Consider the following 16,796-nt stretch of genomic DNA (forward strand, 5'->3'; position numbering starts at 1 on the left):
ATGGGTCAATGGTTACTGCCGATTGATACGGTATTGCCTCGGCTACAGGGATCGCTGAGCAGCGGAAGGAATGCCGTATTGACCGCGCAGCCGGGAGCAGGGAAAACTACCCGTGTGCCGCTCGCGCTGCTTGATCAGCCATGGTTATCCGGAAAGAAAATAGTGATGCTGGAGCCGCGAAGGCTGGCCGCTCGTTCAGCTGCGCAGTTTATGGCAAAGGCATTAGGCGAACAGGTTGGGCAAACGGTCGGCTACCGGGTAAGACTGGATACCCGGATTGGTCCGAATACGCGAATTGAAGTCGTAACGGAAGGTGTTTTGACACGGATGCTGCAGGAGGATCCTGCGCTGGAACCGGTTGGAGCCGTTATTTTTGATGAATTTCATGAAAGACATTTGCATGGCGATCTTGGTTTGGCGCTCTGCTTGCAATCGCAGTCCGTGCTGCGAGAGGATTTGCGCTTGATCGTCATGTCGGCAACGTTGGATGAGGCGCCGATTGCGGAGCTGCTTGGCGGCGCTCCAATCATCCGCAGCGAAGGCCGGGTCTTTCCCGTGGAGACGCATTATGCGGCAGCCAGGGCGAACGGGCCGATCGAGCCTCAAATGGCCCGGACAATTATCGAGTCGCTGCAAGCACATGACGGCGATGTTTTAGCTTTCCTGCCGGGTGTGGCAGAGATCCGCCGCACGGCAAGGTGGTTGAAGGAGTCTAGTCTTCCTTCTTCGGTTCGGATCGAGGAGCTGCATGGCAGCCTCCCGCTAGAGAAGCAGGATGCCGCAATAGCGCCGTGTGCCCACGGTGAACGAAAGGTTGTGCTCGCGACTTCAATCGCTGAATCCAGCTTAACGGTCGAGGGCATCAAAATCGTTGTGGACAGCGGTCTGATGCGGGTTCCCAAGTTCTCGCCAAAAACCGGAATGAGCAGACTGGAAACGGTACCTGTCTCTGCCGCCTCCGCTGATCAGCGGAGAGGCAGGGCAGGCCGTTTGGCAGCAGGCGTCTGTTTCCGTCTATGGACGGCACAGGAGCATCCGTATTTGCCTGAGCAAAGCAAACCAGAGCTGCTTGAGGCGGATTTAGCTTCGCTTGCATTGGAGCTTGCCATATGGGGTATAAAGGATCCGCTCGAGCTGGAATGGTTAACCCCGCCGCCCGAGGCGGCTTATGGGCAAGCGGCTTCGCTGCTGCGTCAGCTGAACGCGATTGATGGCAATGGGAAACCGACAGCCGCCGGTGTCAGGATGGCGCAATTTGGGCTGCATCCGCGGTTAGGAGCGATGATTTTGCAGTCGTCCGGCTTTGGCGCTGCGCGTGTCGCTTGCGAGGCAGCGGCTTTATTAAACGAACGTGACCTGCTTCCGCAGGAACGGAATGTCGATATTCAGCTGCGGCTTGAACTGCTCGGTGACTTGGCAGGATATGGCCGAGGAACACATAGGCAGGCCGGATTGGAGCATGCTTCCGCCGGAGCCGCGCACCGAATCATGGCGCAGGCCGAGCAGTGGGAACGGCTGGCGATGCCCCAAGATAAATCGCGTAAACAAGCCTTAACGCCTGACTCTATTCCGGTCGGCGTACTGCTGGCGTTTGCTTATCCGGACCGCATTGCGCAGCGGCGCGGCGACGGCCGATATTTATTAGCGAGCGGGAGAGGGGCGGTGCTGCCGGAACAGCAGCCGTTGTCCCTTTCTCCCTATCTCGCGGTTTGCGAGCTTGACGGGGCCGGCACGGAAAGCCGAATACGGATTGCGGCTGAGCTTCGTCTAAGCGATATCGAGCAATATTTGCCGGCGCATTTGACAAACGAGGAAGCTGTGGAATGGGATGCATCGGCACAAGCCGTGCGGGCCCGCAAGCGAACGCGGCTCGGCGCCATTATTGTGAAAGAATCCATCCTTCAGCAGCCTGATGAAGATGCTGTCGCGAATGTAATGCTCGCCGCTATCCGGCAGACGGGATTTTCAATGCTGCCAATGAGCAAACAAGCACAGCAGCTGAAGGCTAGAATGATGCTTATGTCGCTTGCCGGCGATGACTGGCCGGACGCTTCAGACGATGCGCTGCTGGACACGCTCGAGGAATGGCTGAAGCCGAATCTTCACGGAATGAAGAGCCGTGCGGATTTACAGAAGCTCCCGATGCTGCAGCTGCTTGAGAGTAGCCTTACCTGGAAGCAGAAGCAGGAGCTTGACGAACAGGTTCCGACTCATATCGTCGTGCCGAGCGGATCACGTATTCCGGTTGATTACAGTGATCCCGAATCACCGGTTCTTGCGGTGCGACTGCAAGAGCTCTTCGGAATGAAGGATACGCCGAGATTGGCAAGAGGGAGACTGCCCGTTACGCTGCATCTGCTATCGCCGTCGCAGCGGCCTGTCCAAGTGACGCGCGATCTGGGCAGCTTTTGGGAAAATGCTTATTTCGAGGTGAAAAAGGATCTCAAGGGACGTTATCCGAAGCATTATTGGCCAGATGATCCTTATGCGGCCGTTCCGACGAACCGAGCGAAGCCAAGGCCACGGTGACCCGTCCTCGGCAACGGTCCGTGTTAGCCTTACCGGCAATTATGAGAGGAAGTGCCTGCAGAAATGCTTTATTCTCTACTACTTATCTATTTACTGCTGATGAACATTTACACCTTTTCGTTGATGGGCTTTGATAAAAAGAGCGCGAAGAAGCAGCGCAGGCGCGTTCCTGAGAAACGCTTGTTTTTGCTCAGCGCAATCGGCGGCGCGGGAGGCACTTGGCTTGCGATGAAGAAATGGCGCCATAAGACGAAGCACCGTACTTTTACCGTGGGTATCCCCCTTCTATTCGGATTGAATTTGCTGCTGGTAATAGGAGCCGTTTGGCTCGCTGGAACGCTCTAAACTCTTGATTGCATTGGGAAGCCCTCCTATGGTATATTGGGGCTTCTCTTTTTTTATCTCGAACACCAAAACTTAGGAGGTAACTGACTTGACAGTTCAAAGTGCCTATCAAGAAGAACAAGAACGATTAACGAAATCACTTCAGGACATCGTGTCACAGCTGCAGGCCATCGGACCCCGGTATAAGGGTGACGACTTTACGGAGCAGATGCTCGATTTGCAGCAAGAGGAGCGCAGGTTAAGACTAGAAATCTCAAAACGCGAGCCGTATTTCGGCCGCATTGATTTTGAAGAGCTGCCCGCAGGCGACAAAAAGCCGCTTTATATCGGAAAAGCAGGCGTAGCTAAGCAGGGCAGCAATGAATTGCTCGTCATCGATTGGCGAGCGCCCGCAGCAAGTGTGTTCTATTCCTTTACGGGCGGCGAAGCGCCTGCCTCGTATGTATCGCCTGACGGGGATATCGATGGATACGTTCATTTGAAAAGGAATTTCATGATACGGCAGGGAGAAATCGTTCGCTTGGTCGACAGCTACGTACGCGGCCAGGAAGAGGGCGGCGTAACGGATGAATTTCTGCTCTATCGCCTCGGCGAGAACAAGGATAACAAGCTGCGCGATATCGTCTCTACTATTCAAGGGGAGCAGGACCGGATTATTCGTGCGGACCGAAACAAAGCGCTGTTTATTCAAGGCGTCGCGGGAAGCGGTAAAACAACCGTTGCGCTGCATAGGCTCGCTTTCTTGCTTTATCAATATGCCGATCGGATGCGCGCGGAGCGCATGATCATTTTTGCCCCGAACCGCATGTTCCTCGACTACATATCCGGCGTACTGCCGGAGCTTGGCGTAGGCGATATCCAACAAACGACTTTCAGCGACTGGACGGTTGAGCTGCTGGAGAAAACGATAGCGGTAAGCGATCCGTCGGATACGATGGCCTACTGGTTTGAAGAGCGCCGAACCGCAGATGAAATCGAGCATGCTTCCGGACGTTTTAAAGGGAATTTGGCCTTTAAAGCTCTAGTTGATGAACGTATCGCCGATTTTGAGCAGCGTATTGTTCCCGTGGTGCCCTTCGTTCCGATCGATGGCCTTGAGCTTTCGCCTTCGCAAATGCGCGAATGGTACGATACGGATTACGGCGAAGAGACGCTAATGAAGAAGCGTGACCGTTTAGTGAGCCGAATTCGCAGATGGTTTGAGTCCGAGCTCAAAATGAAAGGCATTGCGGATAAGAAAGTAAGAGCAAAGGCGCTTGCAAAGTTCAATAGCTATACCAAAAAAATTCCGTCCTACTCTTCCTTGCAGCTCTATGCTTCTTTATTTAGCGGCAAGCAATTGGCGGGCAGCATTCCAAAGCGTATTTCTTCGGCTACGGCGGAACGCTTGAAAAAAGGGATCGCCGCAGCGGAGGATTTAGCTCCGCTTGCTTACATTCAGCTTCAGCTGTTCGGCTTGCCGAAGCAGGCCTTCGATCATATCGTCATCGATGAGGCGCAGGATTATTCTCCGTTTCAGCTGGAAGTCCTTCGCCTATGCCAACGGACGGCATCCATGACCGTTTTAGGCGATTTGCAGCAGGGGATTCATGCCTATGCGGGCGTTCAAAGCTGGAACGAGCTGACCGTATTATTCGAAGAAGAGCAGATAGGGTTCTATGAGCTGAACCGTTCTTACCGTTCAACGATGGAAATTATTGAATTTGCGAATAAAATTTTAGGCAGCATGACTGGCGGCGTGAAGCCTGCCGTTCCCGTATTCCGCAGCGGCGATGCGGTTGTAACCGAGCCGATATCCAGCGAAAAATGGCTTTCAGCCATTGCCGCAACCGTTCGAGAATGGCAGGCAGCGGGCGGCTATGAAACGATTTCCGTGATCGGAAGGACAGCCCTTGAATGCGAACGAATACACCAGTATTTAATCGAGCAAGGGCTCGAGGCATCCCTGGTGCAAAGTAAGCAGCCTGCCTATGGGGGCGGACTATCGGTCGTGCCCGTCTATTTATCGAAAGGGCTGGAATTCGATGCGGTGCTTATTGCTGACGCCGGGGCAGAAGCTTATGCTTCGCTCGATGCGAAGCTGTTGTACGTGGGCTGCACGCGTGCCCTGCATAAGCTGAAGCTGTATTACAGAGGGGAACTCACATCTCTGCTGGGCGAATAAGCCTGTCTTCGGTATAATAGATAGCATCTTACCGACTGACCGGAGGCTTCACGAAATGAACTGGGACGAATGGCTGTCGCCTGTTTGGCTATCTTTAAAAATATCAATTGTTGCTAGCATCATCGTTGCCGTAATCGGAATGCTTGTCGCGCGCTTCATGGCGCGGCATTCCTTTAGAGGCAAAAGCCTCGTTGAAACGTTCTTCATGCTGCCGCTGGTCCTGCCTCCCACCGTTGTCGGATTCATTTTGCTTGTTTTATTAGGCAGAAGCAGCTGGATCGGGCAAGCGTATGAATGGTTATTTGCTCAGCCCATCGTATTTTCCTGGATCGCCGCGGTTATCGCGGCGGTCATTGTTGCGTTCCCGCTCGTCTACCAGACAAGCAAAGCGGGTTTTCTTTCCGTTGACCGTCATTTGGAGGATGCCGCGCGCTCGGCTGGAGGAAGCGAAATTCAGGTATTTCGTTATATTACGATGCCTCTGGCAAAAAGGTCGTTGACTACGGCGTACCTGCTTGGATTTGCTAGAAGCATTGGGGAGTTTGGTGCAACCTTGATGATTGCGGGTAATATACCAGGACGGACTCAAACGGTGCCAACGGCTATTTATATTGCTGTTGAGACCGGTGAAACGACGATGGCGTGGGCATGGACCGCGGCGATCATTGCGTTCTCTTTTATAATGCTTCTGTTTACGGGGCGTAAATTAGAACAATAATGTGAACAACGAATCTGATTGGCTGCGATCCGCGTATTACTTGCGAAAGAAGGAGAGTGGTCGAAATGGCGCTGGTCTATGATACGCAAGAGGAATTAAAGGTTTCCTTGCAGGAGATTGAAGCATGGGAGAAAGCACAAAAGGATCTATGGTTCTGGGAGAAGCTTGGACGGCTGCCGTTTATGCTGCTCGATAAGATAACGCCGAAGATTATTCAAGAGAAGCTGGGTCAAGCGGTTGATGAGATTGGCAGCTATATTCAAAATGGCGGCAAATATCTCATATCGGAGCGAGCGGTTATCGATCGCCTGCAGCGGAACGCTGGACCGGTAAGCGAGCTCCTAACCGACGGAGAAGAGCCGCCGGCCATTGAGCATGTGGCTCAAATGCCGCTTTCGGTCATGAATGCGTCTGCCGAGCAATTAGCATCTAGCCGTTCGACGATGGCTACGCTCCAGGGCGCAACAACGGGAATAGGCGGGATTTTCACGTTGGCGGTAGATATTCCGGCTATCCTCGGATTGTCGCTGAAGATCATCCAAGAGATAGCCATCTGCTACGGCTTTGACCCGAAGCTGAAGGAGGAGCGCGTTTTTGCTGTCAAAGTGATGCAATTCGCTTCGTCGGATATCGTAGGTAAAAAAGCCATTCTTGAGGAGCTTGGCGCTATTGATAAAGCAGGCCGCAGCAGCCAAATGATGTCGCAGCTGCAGGGCTGGCGTGAAGTCGTGACGGTATACCGGGATAATTTTGGTTGGAAGAAGCTGTTTCAAATGATACCTGTGGCAGGCATTCTGTTTGGTGCTTTTATCAATCGGGGCATGCTGAACGATGTGGCTGAGGCCGCAACGATGCTGTATAGAAAACGCAGGGTCATGATTAAGCTCGCGGAGAATGAGGCAAAAGCAGAATGACGATGACCTTGAGAAAACAAATAGCCGAACAAGCGGCAGCTTTTTTAGGCGAAGCCTATTTCGAGCTCGGGAAAACCGAGGAAGACGCAAAGCGCCGAATCCATGAGGTCATGCAGGAGATTTACCGAACGGGAACCTATGTCCATACCTATGAGGAGCTGAAGCACGGCGCGAGGATGGCGTGGCGAAATAATAACCGCTGTATCGGCCGGTTGTTTTGGCAAACGCTGGAAGTATTTGATGCGCGGGATGCAGATGACGAGCGTGATGCGGCAAATCGTATTTTCCAGCATATGAACTATGCTACGAATAACGGCAGAGTTCGTCCGGCAATTACGATCTTTTCGGCTAACGGTACAAAAAATCGCATACGTATTTGGAATCATCAGCTCGTTCGTTACGCAGGGTACGGCAATAAGGGGAAAATCGTTGGGGATTCCGCATCCTTAGCCTTTACGGCAGCTTGCGAAAAGCTGGGATGGAAAAGTGAAGGGACACGCTTTGATGTATTGCCGCTTGTCATTCAGAAAGGCGATCAAACGCCGATGTGGTTTGCCCTGCCCGAGGAGACTGTGCTGGAAGTTCGGTTATCCCATCCTGAAAACGAGAGATTCGCACAGCTGGGTCTGCAGTGGTATGCGGTACCGTTTATTTCCGATATGGAGCTTGAAATCGGAGGGATATCTTACGCGGCTGCACCATTTAACGGCTGGTATATGGGGACTGAGATTGGCGCGAGAAATTTGTCCGATACGAATCGTTATAACCAGCTGCCAGCTGTAGCGAGGCTGTTTCAATTGGATACGACGACGAATACCTCGCTTTGGAAGGATCGGGCGTTAATCGAACTAAACTTAGCCGTGCTCCATTCTTTCAAGAAACACGGCGTTAGCATAGTCGACCATCATTCGGCAGCCGAGCAATTTATGCGATTCGAGAAGCAGGAGCAGGAGAAAGGAAGGCAGGTAATGGGACGGTGGTCATGGCTCATACCGCCGATGTCTCCAGCTACGACAGGGATATGGCATCGCAGCTATGCGGATATTGAACGCTCGCCTGCCTATCGGACCCAACCGGTGCCTTACTGAATTTAAATAACGGCATGATTTAAAAAATCTTCACGTATCAAATATGCGGTTAATTGTTCGCTTAATGTTACCATCGGTACGCCTCTGCCCGTTTGGGCAAATCCCCCAGAATATCCAGCTCCTTACCATCTTCATACTTTTACCTATTTGCGGCAATGGGCCCATTAGTGCATGCTGCTTTTGACCCCCTAGTTCATGCTTTGGAATGAGGGAGGGATCGTGATTTTTGTGTTTAGTTGTGCTTTTGCGGCTAATATGCCATGTATTCTTGTTCGGCGTTAATTTCGCGCGAGGTTCTCACGGCTGATGTCGCGGCGAGTCGAGATATGCTATCCTAAGGAGATGACATCAGCTGGCTTGGAGGAATTATAAACGTGGATTTTAATATGCAATATTTATCTTTTTTCGTAATTCATACCGATGGAGAGGAGAGCGCGACCTCATCAGGCAAACGTTTCAAGCATTATCAGACATTAGAAGAGGATACATACGAGGACAGCGAGATACAAAGGTTTCTGGATGACGAATTTAAGCGGATTGTCAAAAGAAAAGTAGAGCGCAATCCGAATTCGGCCAACGCCCCTACGAAAATCGGCAGGTTTATGGTCGAGCCCGGCTATGAGCTTGGCAGCAATCAAAACTACAATTTGTTTCAACGGCTTCGCGACGCCGATTCGAAGGAACGGTTCATCGGCATCGCGGACGAGCTCGTCCGGATTTATATGGATACGAGCGCGGTGAGGGGTGGCGCGTTTATAATTGCCCTCTCGAAGCTGAATACGTATTTCGATGAGCCTTTTTTATTTTTGCTAAAATGCGATTTTGAACCGAAGATCGCTAGAATCTCCGATGAGAAAAACTTGATCTCGCAGGTCGAAATGGCGATCAGCGCCCGCAGCATCAAGTCGATTCAATACCCGCATATGCCGGAAGAAGGAATGCTCGAGCATTGGGAGCTCAAAATCCATCAGGCGTCGCATGCCCGCTATTTCGAGGATTTCTTGAAATACGTATCTTATGAGAAGCCGCTTCCCGAGGTAATGGGCGAGCAGGTTGTCGAGATGGTTCACCAGTACATTGCTGACAAATGGCAGGAGGATGAGAGTTCCGAGCGCCGCGAGGAAGAAAATGCGGTCGAGGTGTGGGCGGCCAGCGAGAAGCGTGATTTGCAGGAATGGTGGACGCCGGAGCAGGTAGAGGTCGCTGCCGCGGCTCTGGTAGAGCAGAAGCCGGATTTGCCGTTTTCGTTTAAACTAGGCGATGTAACGGTAAAGGGTTTATTGGCTGACTTTGGCGACAGCATACATTTTGCAAAGCATAATGGCAGGTATGTCGTGGTCATCGAAGGCGATTTTTTTCAATTTGAGAAGGGCATGTCGCCGGTTGAGCTGGTACAGCCGCTTGATTTGGTAGATGTCATGCCCCGTATTGGCAGCAAGCAGCCAGCTGAGGATGCGGACTCCGGTTACAGCTATACGCCGGCGGGCGAAGGGACAAGCGGTAACGACGATGTGCCATGGTAAACAAACTAGCAGGTATGAATTTTAGGACTGAGGGAGAGGATATTTAAGTGGACAACTTATTTTTCATAGAAATAGGCATGGGATGCGATCTGCACGGTCAAAATATTACGAAGGCATCGGTGCGTGCGGTACAAAACGCCATTCACCACAATTCGATGCCGGGACTGCGGTCGGTGCTGCCAGGCGGAACGCTGGATAACATGAAGGTGCGCGTAAGACTAGCGCTTCCTTGCGATCATGACCTTCTGGATGTCGAGCAGGTGAAAGCTGTGCTGCCATACGGCCAAGTGACGATTGAGGTGCTGGACGGCGGCATGCTCACGACTAGCGGTGTAGTTCTACCGGACAAAGAGGATAAAAACGATTTGATTTATATCGTTAATGCTTCCGTTGAGGTAGGCTACTAATCGCATCTCCGCTTGCAAAAGAGGGAGAAGACGATGGTTTTAAAGCTTGGATTATTCCTATTGCTGCTCGTATTAACCGCATTCTTCGTAGCGACGGAATTCGCTATTATTCGAATGCGCTCAAGCCGCGTTAACCAGATGGTCGCCGAGGGTTTGAAAAACGCCAAAGCCATAGAGCAAGTAACAAACAAGCTGGACGGTTATTTATCGGCATGCCAGCTTGGCATTACGATAACTGCACTGGGTCTCGGCTGGCTGGGAGAACCTACGATTGAGCTAATCCTGCACCCGATTTTCGATCGATTTCATCTGGAGGGCGAAGTCAGCAGCGTGCTGTCTTTTGTTATCTCCTTCTTAATCGTGACTTATTTGCATGTGGTGCTTGGAGAGCTTGCTCCAAAGACGTTGGCCATCATCAAATCGGAGGAAGTCAGCCAATTCACGGCGCCGATCATCATAGTGTTCTACAAGGTGATGTATCCGTTCATTTGGCTGCTTAACGGTTCCGCGAATTCATTGGTCCGGCTGATTGGTTTAAAACCGGCGAACGAGCATGAAGCGCATTCCGAGGAAGAGATCCGGATCATATTATCGGAGAGCTACGAAAGCGGAAAAATAAACAAGAGCGAATACGGCTATGTGAACCGTATTTTCGCGTTCGATGAACGGCTTGCGCGAGAAATCATGGTTCCGAGGACCGATATGGTTTGCCTATATGTGAATCAATCCCGCGAAGAGAACTTGGCGATCATCAAGAAGGAACAGTATACCCGTTTTCCCGTAGCCAAGGGCAGCAAGGATAATATCATCGGAATCCTGAATACGAAACAGTTTTTTCTGCGTTACGAATCGGATCGTAATATTGAAGTCAACTCGCTTTTGCAGACGGTTATGTCGGTGCCGGAGGTTATGCCCATCAATAAGCTGCTTCGCAAAATGCAGCAGGAGCGCGTCCACATTGCCATCTTATTGGATGAGTACGGGGGAACGGCGGGGCTGATCACCATCGAGGATATCATCGAGGAGATCGTAGGGGAAATCCGCGATGAGTTTGACGAGGATGAAGTGAAGGAAATTGAAGTATTGGAAGAGCAGCGTTATCTCGTTAACGGGAAAGCGTTGATTAGCGACGTAAACGAGGCTGCCGGCACCGACCTTGCATGCGATGATGTAGATTCCATCGGAGGCTGGCTGTTTAATCAAAAGCCGGAGCTGCCTGTCGGAGAACCTTGGACGTATGACAGCATTACGTTCATCATCCGGGAGCGTGACGATAACCGTATTCGCAAGATCGAAATTCAAACGGAATTTCTCGAAAGTGAAATGGGCACCTACGGACATGCATAAGCTGGTAAAGAGCGAATAGAGCAAACCAAATTCGAGGGGGAGATCGGACGTTGGGCGATTTAATTAATGCGATAATTATGGGTATCGTAGAGGGATTGACCGAGTTTTTACCTGTATCATCAACGGGTCACTTGATATTAACGGCAGAGCTGCTGAATTTCACCGGGGATCGCGCAAAAACCTTTGAGGTGGTCATTCAATTCGGGGCGGTGCTGGCAGTGCTTGTCCTCTACCGAAAGCGTTTTGCAAGCCTGCTTAATTTCAAGGTAGGCAAAGGTTCCGGTTTGAATGCCTTACATATTATTTTGGCAATGGCGCCGGCTGGCGCATGCGCTGTTTTGCTTCACTCTTTCATAAAAGGAGAGCTGTTTGCTGCCGAAAAGGTTCTTATCGGCCTCGTTGCCGGCGGGATATTAATGATTATCGCCGATCGAGTCCGAAAGAAGCCGAGTGCGGAGGAGCTTGATGACATTACTTATAAGCAAGCCTTTGCGGTAGGATGCTTTCAGGTGCTAGCCCTTTGGCCGGGCTTCTCGCGCTCCGGATCCACGATCTCGGGCGGCATGCTGTTCGGCGTTAGCCAGAAGGCGGCAGCAGAATTTACGTTTCTCGTATCGGTGCCGATCATGGCGGGAGCGAGCGGGATCGATCTGCTAAAAAGCCGTGAGTTTCTCACAATGAATGATTTACCCCTATTTTTAATTGGTCTTATCGCTGCTTTTATCGTCGGCATGATAGCCGTCGTCACGTTCATCAACATGATGAAAAAAATCAAGCTTTCATGGTTTGCCTATTATCGTTTTGCGTTAGCGGCACTCTTTTATTTTATTATTTTATAGGGTACATAAGAAATCCTATTGAGAAATATAGCGTGTCCTTATAGGAGAAAATAGGGCGCGTTTCATGAATCGGCGAGAATGGTTTTCAATTAGGAAATTGAGCCGGGAAATCGCGAAAAAAGACCTATCACTTATTTATATCCAAGCCATTACTTTTTCTAATAAATCCGAAGAAATCAGGGCAAATTGCCCTGATTTCTTTATTTTTTCGGCAAATAACCGTCATTTGCATAAAAATGCCTTTTTTTGCAAGAGCGTACCCGATTGAAGGTTTTGTCTTATTATGTTAGGTTAAGTATTATTAGAGTACTGATGAGGTACTGTTTTTTTACTGACGATGAAAATAAAAGTTGATTTTATGTTTATGAGAGGTGGATATTGTTGCAACTTCAGGTAACGAACAGTCCTTTTAACCAAGAGCAAGTCGAGCTTTTGAACCGCCTTCTGCCAACGCTGACGGAATCGCAGCAAGTTTGGCTTACGGGCTTTTTGTTCGCTCGTCAAGCTTCCGCGGCAGCACCATCCGTTGGTGCCGATATTCAAGCGATTACAGAAGCGCCCGGCGCAGCGGAAATCATCGCCACGACCAGTCAGCCTGCGGCTTCCCGTGAGGTTACGGTGCTCTTTGGATCACAAACCGGCAATTGTCAGAGATTAGCAACCAGCTTGTCACGCAAACTTGAAGAGCAAGGCATGCAAGTCACGCTTGCTCCAATGAACAAATTCAAGACGAATGGCTTGAAAAAGGTTGAAAATTTATTGTTGGTCGTAAGTACGCATGGCGAAGGCGAGCCGCCGGACAATGCCCGTGCATTCCATGAGTTCCTCTACAGCAAGAGAGCACCGCAATTCGACAACCTGTATTTCTCCGTATTGGCGCTGGGAGATACTTCGTATGAGTTTTTCTGCCAAACGGGCAAGGATTTTGATCAACGCCTTGAGGAGCTTGGCGGTAAACGCCTTGCAGCGCGCGCGGATTGTGATCTTGATTATGACGAGTCCGTTGCAGGCTGGTCGGCGCAGGTGATTAGCGCGTTGACTGAACGTTTGAACGGTTCATCAGGCGCAGCTGCAGTAAGCGATACGGTAAGTGAAGTCAAAGCGGAACAATCGGCTTACTCGCGCACGAATCCGTTTAAGGCTGAAGTGCTCGCGAATATTAACTTGAATGGCCGCGGCTCTGATCGGGAAACACGTCATTTGGAGCTATCGTTGGAAGGCTCCAATTTACAATATGAACCAGGCGATAGCCTAGGTATTCTTCCTGAGAACCATCCTGCATTGGTAGAAGCGATTATCCAAGAATTGAATTGGAATCCCGAAGAAATCGTTCCGATCAATAAAAATGGCGAGCAGGGCTCGCTGCGCGAAGCGCTGCTTAAGCATTACGAAATTACGGTACTGACGAAGCCTTTGCTCACGCAAGCAGCCGAGCTTTCATCCAACTCCGCTTTGCGCGAGCTGGTAGCACCAGGCAAAGAGCAAGAACTCAAAAACTACATTAACGGCCGCGACATCCTTGATTTGGTACAGGATTTTGCTCCTTGGCAGGCTAAGGCCAGCGATTTTGTTTCCATTTTGCGGAAGCTTCCCGCTCGGTTATATTCCATTGCAAGCAGCTTCAAAGCGAATGAAGATGAAGTTCACCTTACGATTAGAGCTGTCCGTTACGAAGCGCATGGCCGGGATCGTTACGGCGTATGTTCGATTCATTGCGCAGACCGCGTTCAACCTGGCGATAGCCTACCGATTTACATTCAGGAAAATCCGAATTTCAAGCTTCCGTCAAATCCGGATGCACCGGTTATCATGATAGGTCCTGGTACGGGTGTTGCTCCGTTCCGTGCTTTCCTCGAAGAACGCGAGGAGCTCGGCGTAGAAGGGAAATCCTGGTTGTTTTATGGCGACCGTCATTTCGTTACCGATTTCTTGTATCAGACGGATTGGCAGAGAATGCTTAAAGACGGCGTGCTGACGAAGCTGGATGTTGCTTTTTCCCGTGATACGGAAGAGAAGGTTTACGTGCAGCACCGTTTGCTGGAGAACAGCCGAGAGCTGTATGAATGGCTCAAAGAAGGCGCTCATGTCTATATTTGCGGCGATGAGAAGCATATGGCTCATGATGTACACACTGCACTGTTAACGGTTATTCAACAAGAAGGTTCGTTAAGCGCAGAAGAAGCTGCGGCTTACTTGGATGAAATGCAGCAGCAGCAGCGTTACCAACGTGACGTGTATTAATAAATATATTTTAATCAGCAAGAGATCGTGAATGATTGCGAGAGGAGACAGCAACAATGGCTAAAGAGCAATTGGTAAAGCCTATCGGTGGGCCGCCAAGTGAAGTTGAACACATTAAGATCGAAAGTAACTACCTGCGCGGAGCATTGGTTGAAACGTTAAGAAATCCGATTACTGGCGGTTTGCCGGAGGACGACAATCGGTTGTTGAAGTTTCATGGGAGCTACATGCAGGATGACCGGGATTTGCGCAACGAGCGTGAACGCCAGAAGCTGGAGCCAGCTTTCCAATTCATGCTCCGGGTTGTTTTACCTAGCGGCGTAGCAACTTCTGAGCAATGGCTTGCAATGGATGGATTAGCCCATAAGTACGGCAACGGCACGCTTCGTTTGACAACTCGTCAAACCTTCCAAATGCATGGCATTCTCAAATGGAACCTGAAGCCGACGCTTCAGAAAATCAACAGCGCGATGATGACTACCTTAGCAGCTTGCGGCGACGTAAACCGTAACGTTATGTGCAGCCCGAACCCGTTTCAATCGGATCTTCATGACGAGGTTAGCTACTGGGCGCGTCAGGTAAACGATCATTTGGCGCCGCGCACGCGCGCTTACCATGAAATTTGGCTTGACGGTGAGAAAGTTATTGACGGCCAACAAGAAGGCGAAGTAGAGCCTATCTATGGTCCCGTGTACTTGCCGCGTAAGTTCAAAATCGGTTTCGCGATTCCGCCTCATAACGATGTAGACGTGTTCTCACAGGATATCGGTTATATCGCTGTCATAGAAGACGGCAAGCTGAAAGGCTTCAATATTTCGGTTGGCGGCGGCATGGGGATGTCCCATGGCGATACGGCGACTTATCCGCAGCTTGGTAAAGTAATTGGTTTCTGTCCGCCAGAGCGCATCGTGGCTTTGGCAGAGAAAACGGTTATGATCCAGCGCGATTACGGTAACCGTTCCATTCGTAAAAATGCGAGATTTAAATACACGATCGACCGTCATGGCATTGATTGGTTCAAAACGGAGCTTCAAAACCGTTTGGGCTGGCAGCTTGAGGATGTGCGTCCTTTCCATTTCGAAAACAGCGGCGACCGCTATGGCTGGTTGAAGGGCAGCAACGGCAAATGGAATTTGACGTTGTATATTCAAAGCGGACGCATAGATGATCAAGAGGGCTATCCTCTGATGACTGGCTTGCGTGAAATCGCCAAAGTTCACACCGGAGATTTCCGTATTACACCAAACCAAAATCTCATTATCGGTAACGTAACGAGCCAGAAGAAGCGCAAAATCACGGAATTGGTCGAGCAATACGGACTAACCGACGGCGCGCAGCATTCTGCGCTTCGCAGAAGCTCAATATCCTGCGTGTCGTTGCCGACATGCGGGCTTGCAATGGCGGAGGCTGAACGTTATCTGCCGACTCTGATTGATAAGCTTGAGCCGATTATTAACGAAGCGGGTCTTCGTGACCAAGAGATCAATATTCGGATGACAGGCTGCCCGAACGGCTGCGCTAGACCGGCATTGGGTGAAATTTCATTTATCGGTAAAGCCCTCGGCAAATACAATATGTACATGGGCGCTGGCTTTGCCGGCGAGCGGTTGAATAAGCTTTACCGCGAAAATATCGACGAAACCGAGATTCTGGATACATTGAAGCCGATTATTAACCAGTATGCGAGAGAACGGGAGACTGGCGAGCATTTCGGGGATTTTGTTATCCGCGCGGGATATGTTAAAGCCGTTCATGACGGTCAGGAATTCCATAGCTAAACGGGCAACAGCCTATTTAGAAAAGAACAAGAAGACTGGGGTTTTAACCTTGGTCTTCTTGTTCGTATATGGCGTACGAATTCGCAAAACTGGGGTGAATCGATGCAGTATCCGAATTATCGTGTCGCTGTAGAAATCGTAATTATCCATGAATCGAAAATTCTATTAACCAAAAGGGCCGATGACCGTGACGGCGGGTCTGGCGCTTGGAGCGTACCTTCAGGAAAGGCGAAATACGAAGAGATCCCGATCCAAGCTTTGCATCGGGAAGCACTCGAAGAAACAAATCTCGAAGTCGAACTGTTAAAGGAGCTGGATGTGCGCGCTATCCAATCCGTCGGTCACGATGGCGAGTTTTACCGCTTAATGTTTACTTATTTAGTGAGGCCAAGAAATGATGACATAGCGCCATTATGCATCAACGAGGAGCATTCGGCATTTGCTTGGGTAACGGCAGAGGAGCTTGACGACGAGAACTATCAATCCGTTCACGATAATTTGAAAGCCATTTTAAAAAATCTTTTCAGTAAGTGATAATAATAAAAAAAAGCCATTCCCAGTTATAGGAATAGCTTTTTTTTTATTGCGCTTAAAGTTGATTGCGGAGCAGCTTCTTGTCGAGCACAAACGTACCGAAGGGAAGGAAGGCTGCAATAAACGCGGCTGCAACCTTAAAGATTGACCAGCGATGTTTGATCCATACATGCAGCACAGCAAGTAAGTAAAGGACAAATAATAGCCCGTGCAAACCGCCGACAACAGTAACAACCTGTGGGATATCCGCCCAATATTTGAGCGGCATTGCGATGAGGAGCAGCACAAGAAAAGAAATCCCTTCATAGAATCCGACTACCCGCAGCCGGCCTAAAGCCGTTTTAAACATCCGATTACCTCCAGTAATTG

Annotated in this window: 14 protein-coding genes; 13 read left to right on the forward strand and 1 reads right to left on the reverse strand. The window is 50.3% G+C overall.

Going from position 1 to position 16,796, the window contains the following annotated elements; translation table 11 throughout:
* The 13 genes from hrpB to ACN6MW_RS29010 all read left to right on the forward strand — a co-directional run bounded on the left by hrpB (position 1) and on the right by ACN6MW_RS29010 (position 16,427).
* Positions 1 to 2,529, forward strand: coding sequence for an ATP-dependent helicase HrpB (gene hrpB / locus ACN6MW_RS28950; protein ID WP_419873206.1), 2,529 nt, complete (start codon positions 1 to 3; stop codon positions 2,527 to 2,529).
* A 63-nt stretch (positions 2,530 to 2,592) separates the two neighbouring features.
* On the forward strand, positions 2,593 to 2,874 hold the full coding sequence (locus tag ACN6MW_RS28955) for a DUF1294 domain-containing protein (RefSeq protein ID WP_419873207.1): 282 nt from the start codon (positions 2,593 to 2,595) through the stop codon (positions 2,872 to 2,874).
* 88 nt (positions 2,875 to 2,962) lie between these two features.
* Complete coding sequence (locus ACN6MW_RS28960) at positions 2,963 to 5,038, forward strand: HelD family protein (RefSeq protein ID WP_419873208.1); 2,076 nt, start codon at positions 2,963 to 2,965, stop codon at positions 5,036 to 5,038.
* Positions 5,039 to 5,093: 55 nt separating this feature from the next.
* A complete protein-coding gene (modB, locus tag ACN6MW_RS28965; RefSeq protein ID WP_419873209.1) occupies positions 5,094 to 5,756 on the forward strand; it encodes a molybdate ABC transporter permease subunit in 663 nt (220 codons plus the stop codon).
* A gap of 65 nt (positions 5,757 to 5,821) precedes the next feature.
* A complete protein-coding gene (locus tag ACN6MW_RS28970; protein ID WP_419873210.1) occupies positions 5,822 to 6,670 on the forward strand; it encodes an EcsC family protein in 849 nt (282 codons plus the stop codon).
* On the forward strand, positions 6,667 to 7,758 hold the full coding sequence (locus ACN6MW_RS28975) for a nitric oxide synthase oxygenase (protein ID WP_419873211.1): 1,092 nt from the start codon (positions 6,667 to 6,669) through the stop codon (positions 7,756 to 7,758). The genes ACN6MW_RS28970 and ACN6MW_RS28975 overlap by 4 nt, the downstream gene beginning before the upstream one ends.
* 374 nt (positions 7,759 to 8,132) lie before the next feature.
* Positions 8,133 to 9,281 (forward strand): DUF3900 domain-containing protein, encoded by a 1,149-nt coding sequence (locus ACN6MW_RS28980; RefSeq protein WP_419873212.1) that lies wholly within the window; start codon positions 8,133 to 8,135, stop codon positions 9,279 to 9,281.
* A gap of 47 nt (positions 9,282 to 9,328) precedes the next feature.
* On the forward strand, positions 9,329 to 9,688 hold the full coding sequence (locus ACN6MW_RS28985) for a Lin0512 family protein (RefSeq protein WP_364140187.1): 360 nt from the start codon (positions 9,329 to 9,331) through the stop codon (positions 9,686 to 9,688).
* A gap of 33 nt (positions 9,689 to 9,721) precedes the next feature.
* A complete protein-coding gene (locus ACN6MW_RS28990; RefSeq protein WP_419873213.1) occupies positions 9,722 to 11,035 on the forward strand; it encodes a hemolysin family protein in 1,314 nt (437 codons plus the stop codon).
* Between the two features lie 50 nt (positions 11,036 to 11,085).
* Positions 11,086 to 11,874: an undecaprenyl-diphosphate phosphatase gene (locus ACN6MW_RS28995; protein WP_364140182.1), complete on the forward strand. Its 789-nt coding sequence runs from the start codon at positions 11,086 to 11,088 to the stop codon at positions 11,872 to 11,874.
* Positions 11,875 to 12,255: 381 nt separating this feature from the next.
* Complete coding sequence (locus ACN6MW_RS29000; protein ID WP_419876477.1) at positions 12,256 to 14,115, forward strand: assimilatory sulfite reductase (NADPH) flavoprotein subunit; 1,860 nt, start codon at positions 12,256 to 12,258, stop codon at positions 14,113 to 14,115.
* A 56-nt stretch (positions 14,116 to 14,171) separates the two neighbouring features.
* Positions 14,172 to 15,893: an assimilatory sulfite reductase (NADPH) hemoprotein subunit gene (gene cysI / locus ACN6MW_RS29005; RefSeq protein WP_419873214.1), complete on the forward strand. Its 1,722-nt coding sequence runs from the start codon at positions 14,172 to 14,174 to the stop codon at positions 15,891 to 15,893.
* A 102-nt stretch (positions 15,894 to 15,995) separates the two neighbouring features.
* The gene (locus ACN6MW_RS29010; RefSeq protein ID WP_419873215.1) at positions 15,996 to 16,427 is read left to right on the forward strand and encodes an NUDIX hydrolase; all 432 of its coding nucleotides are present in this window, start codon (positions 15,996 to 15,998) and stop codon (positions 16,425 to 16,427) included.
* A gap of 55 nt (positions 16,428 to 16,482) precedes the next feature.
* On the opposite strand, the gene ACN6MW_RS29015 is transcribed toward ACN6MW_RS29010, so the two are convergent.
* A complete protein-coding gene (locus ACN6MW_RS29015; protein ID WP_419873216.1) occupies positions 16,483 to 16,776 on the reverse strand; it encodes a DUF3817 domain-containing protein in 294 nt (97 codons plus the stop codon).
* Positions 16,777 to 16,796: the final 20 nt, after the last annotated feature.

The sequence above is a fragment of the Pristimantibacillus sp. PTI5 genome (assembly GCF_048572955.1).
Lineage (GTDB): Bacteria > Bacillota > Bacilli > Paenibacillales > Paenibacillaceae > Pristimantibacillus.

Excerpts from the sequence above, each read along its gene's own strand:
- ACN6MW_RS28990 (WP_419873213.1), top strand. The coding sequence starts at position 9,722 with ATGGTTTTAAAGCTTGGATTATTCCTATTGCTGCTCGTATTAACCGCA.
- ACN6MW_RS28970 (WP_419873210.1), top strand. The coding sequence starts at position 5,822 with ATGGCGCTGGTCTATGATACGCAAGAGGAATTAAAGGTTTCCTTGCAG.
- ACN6MW_RS28975 (WP_419873211.1), top strand. The coding sequence starts at position 6,667 with ATGACGATGACCTTGAGAAAACAAATAGCCGAACAAGCGGCAGCTTTT.
- hrpB (WP_419873206.1), top strand. The coding sequence starts at position 1 with ATGGGTCAATGGTTACTGCCGATTGATACGGTATTGCCTCGGCTACAG.
- ACN6MW_RS28955 (WP_419873207.1), top strand. The coding sequence starts at position 2,593 with ATGCTTTATTCTCTACTACTTATCTATTTACTGCTGATGAACATTTAC.
- ACN6MW_RS29010 (WP_419873215.1), top strand. The coding sequence starts at position 15,996 with ATGCAGTATCCGAATTATCGTGTCGCTGTAGAAATCGTAATTATCCAT.
- ACN6MW_RS29015 (WP_419873216.1), bottom strand. The coding sequence starts at position 16,776 with ATGTTTAAAACGGCTTTAGGCCGGCTGCGGGTAGTCGGATTCTATGAA.
- modB (WP_419873209.1), top strand. The coding sequence starts at position 5,094 with ATGAACTGGGACGAATGGCTGTCGCCTGTTTGGCTATCTTTAAAAATA.
- cysI (WP_419873214.1), top strand. The coding sequence starts at position 14,172 with ATGGCTAAAGAGCAATTGGTAAAGCCTATCGGTGGGCCGCCAAGTGAA.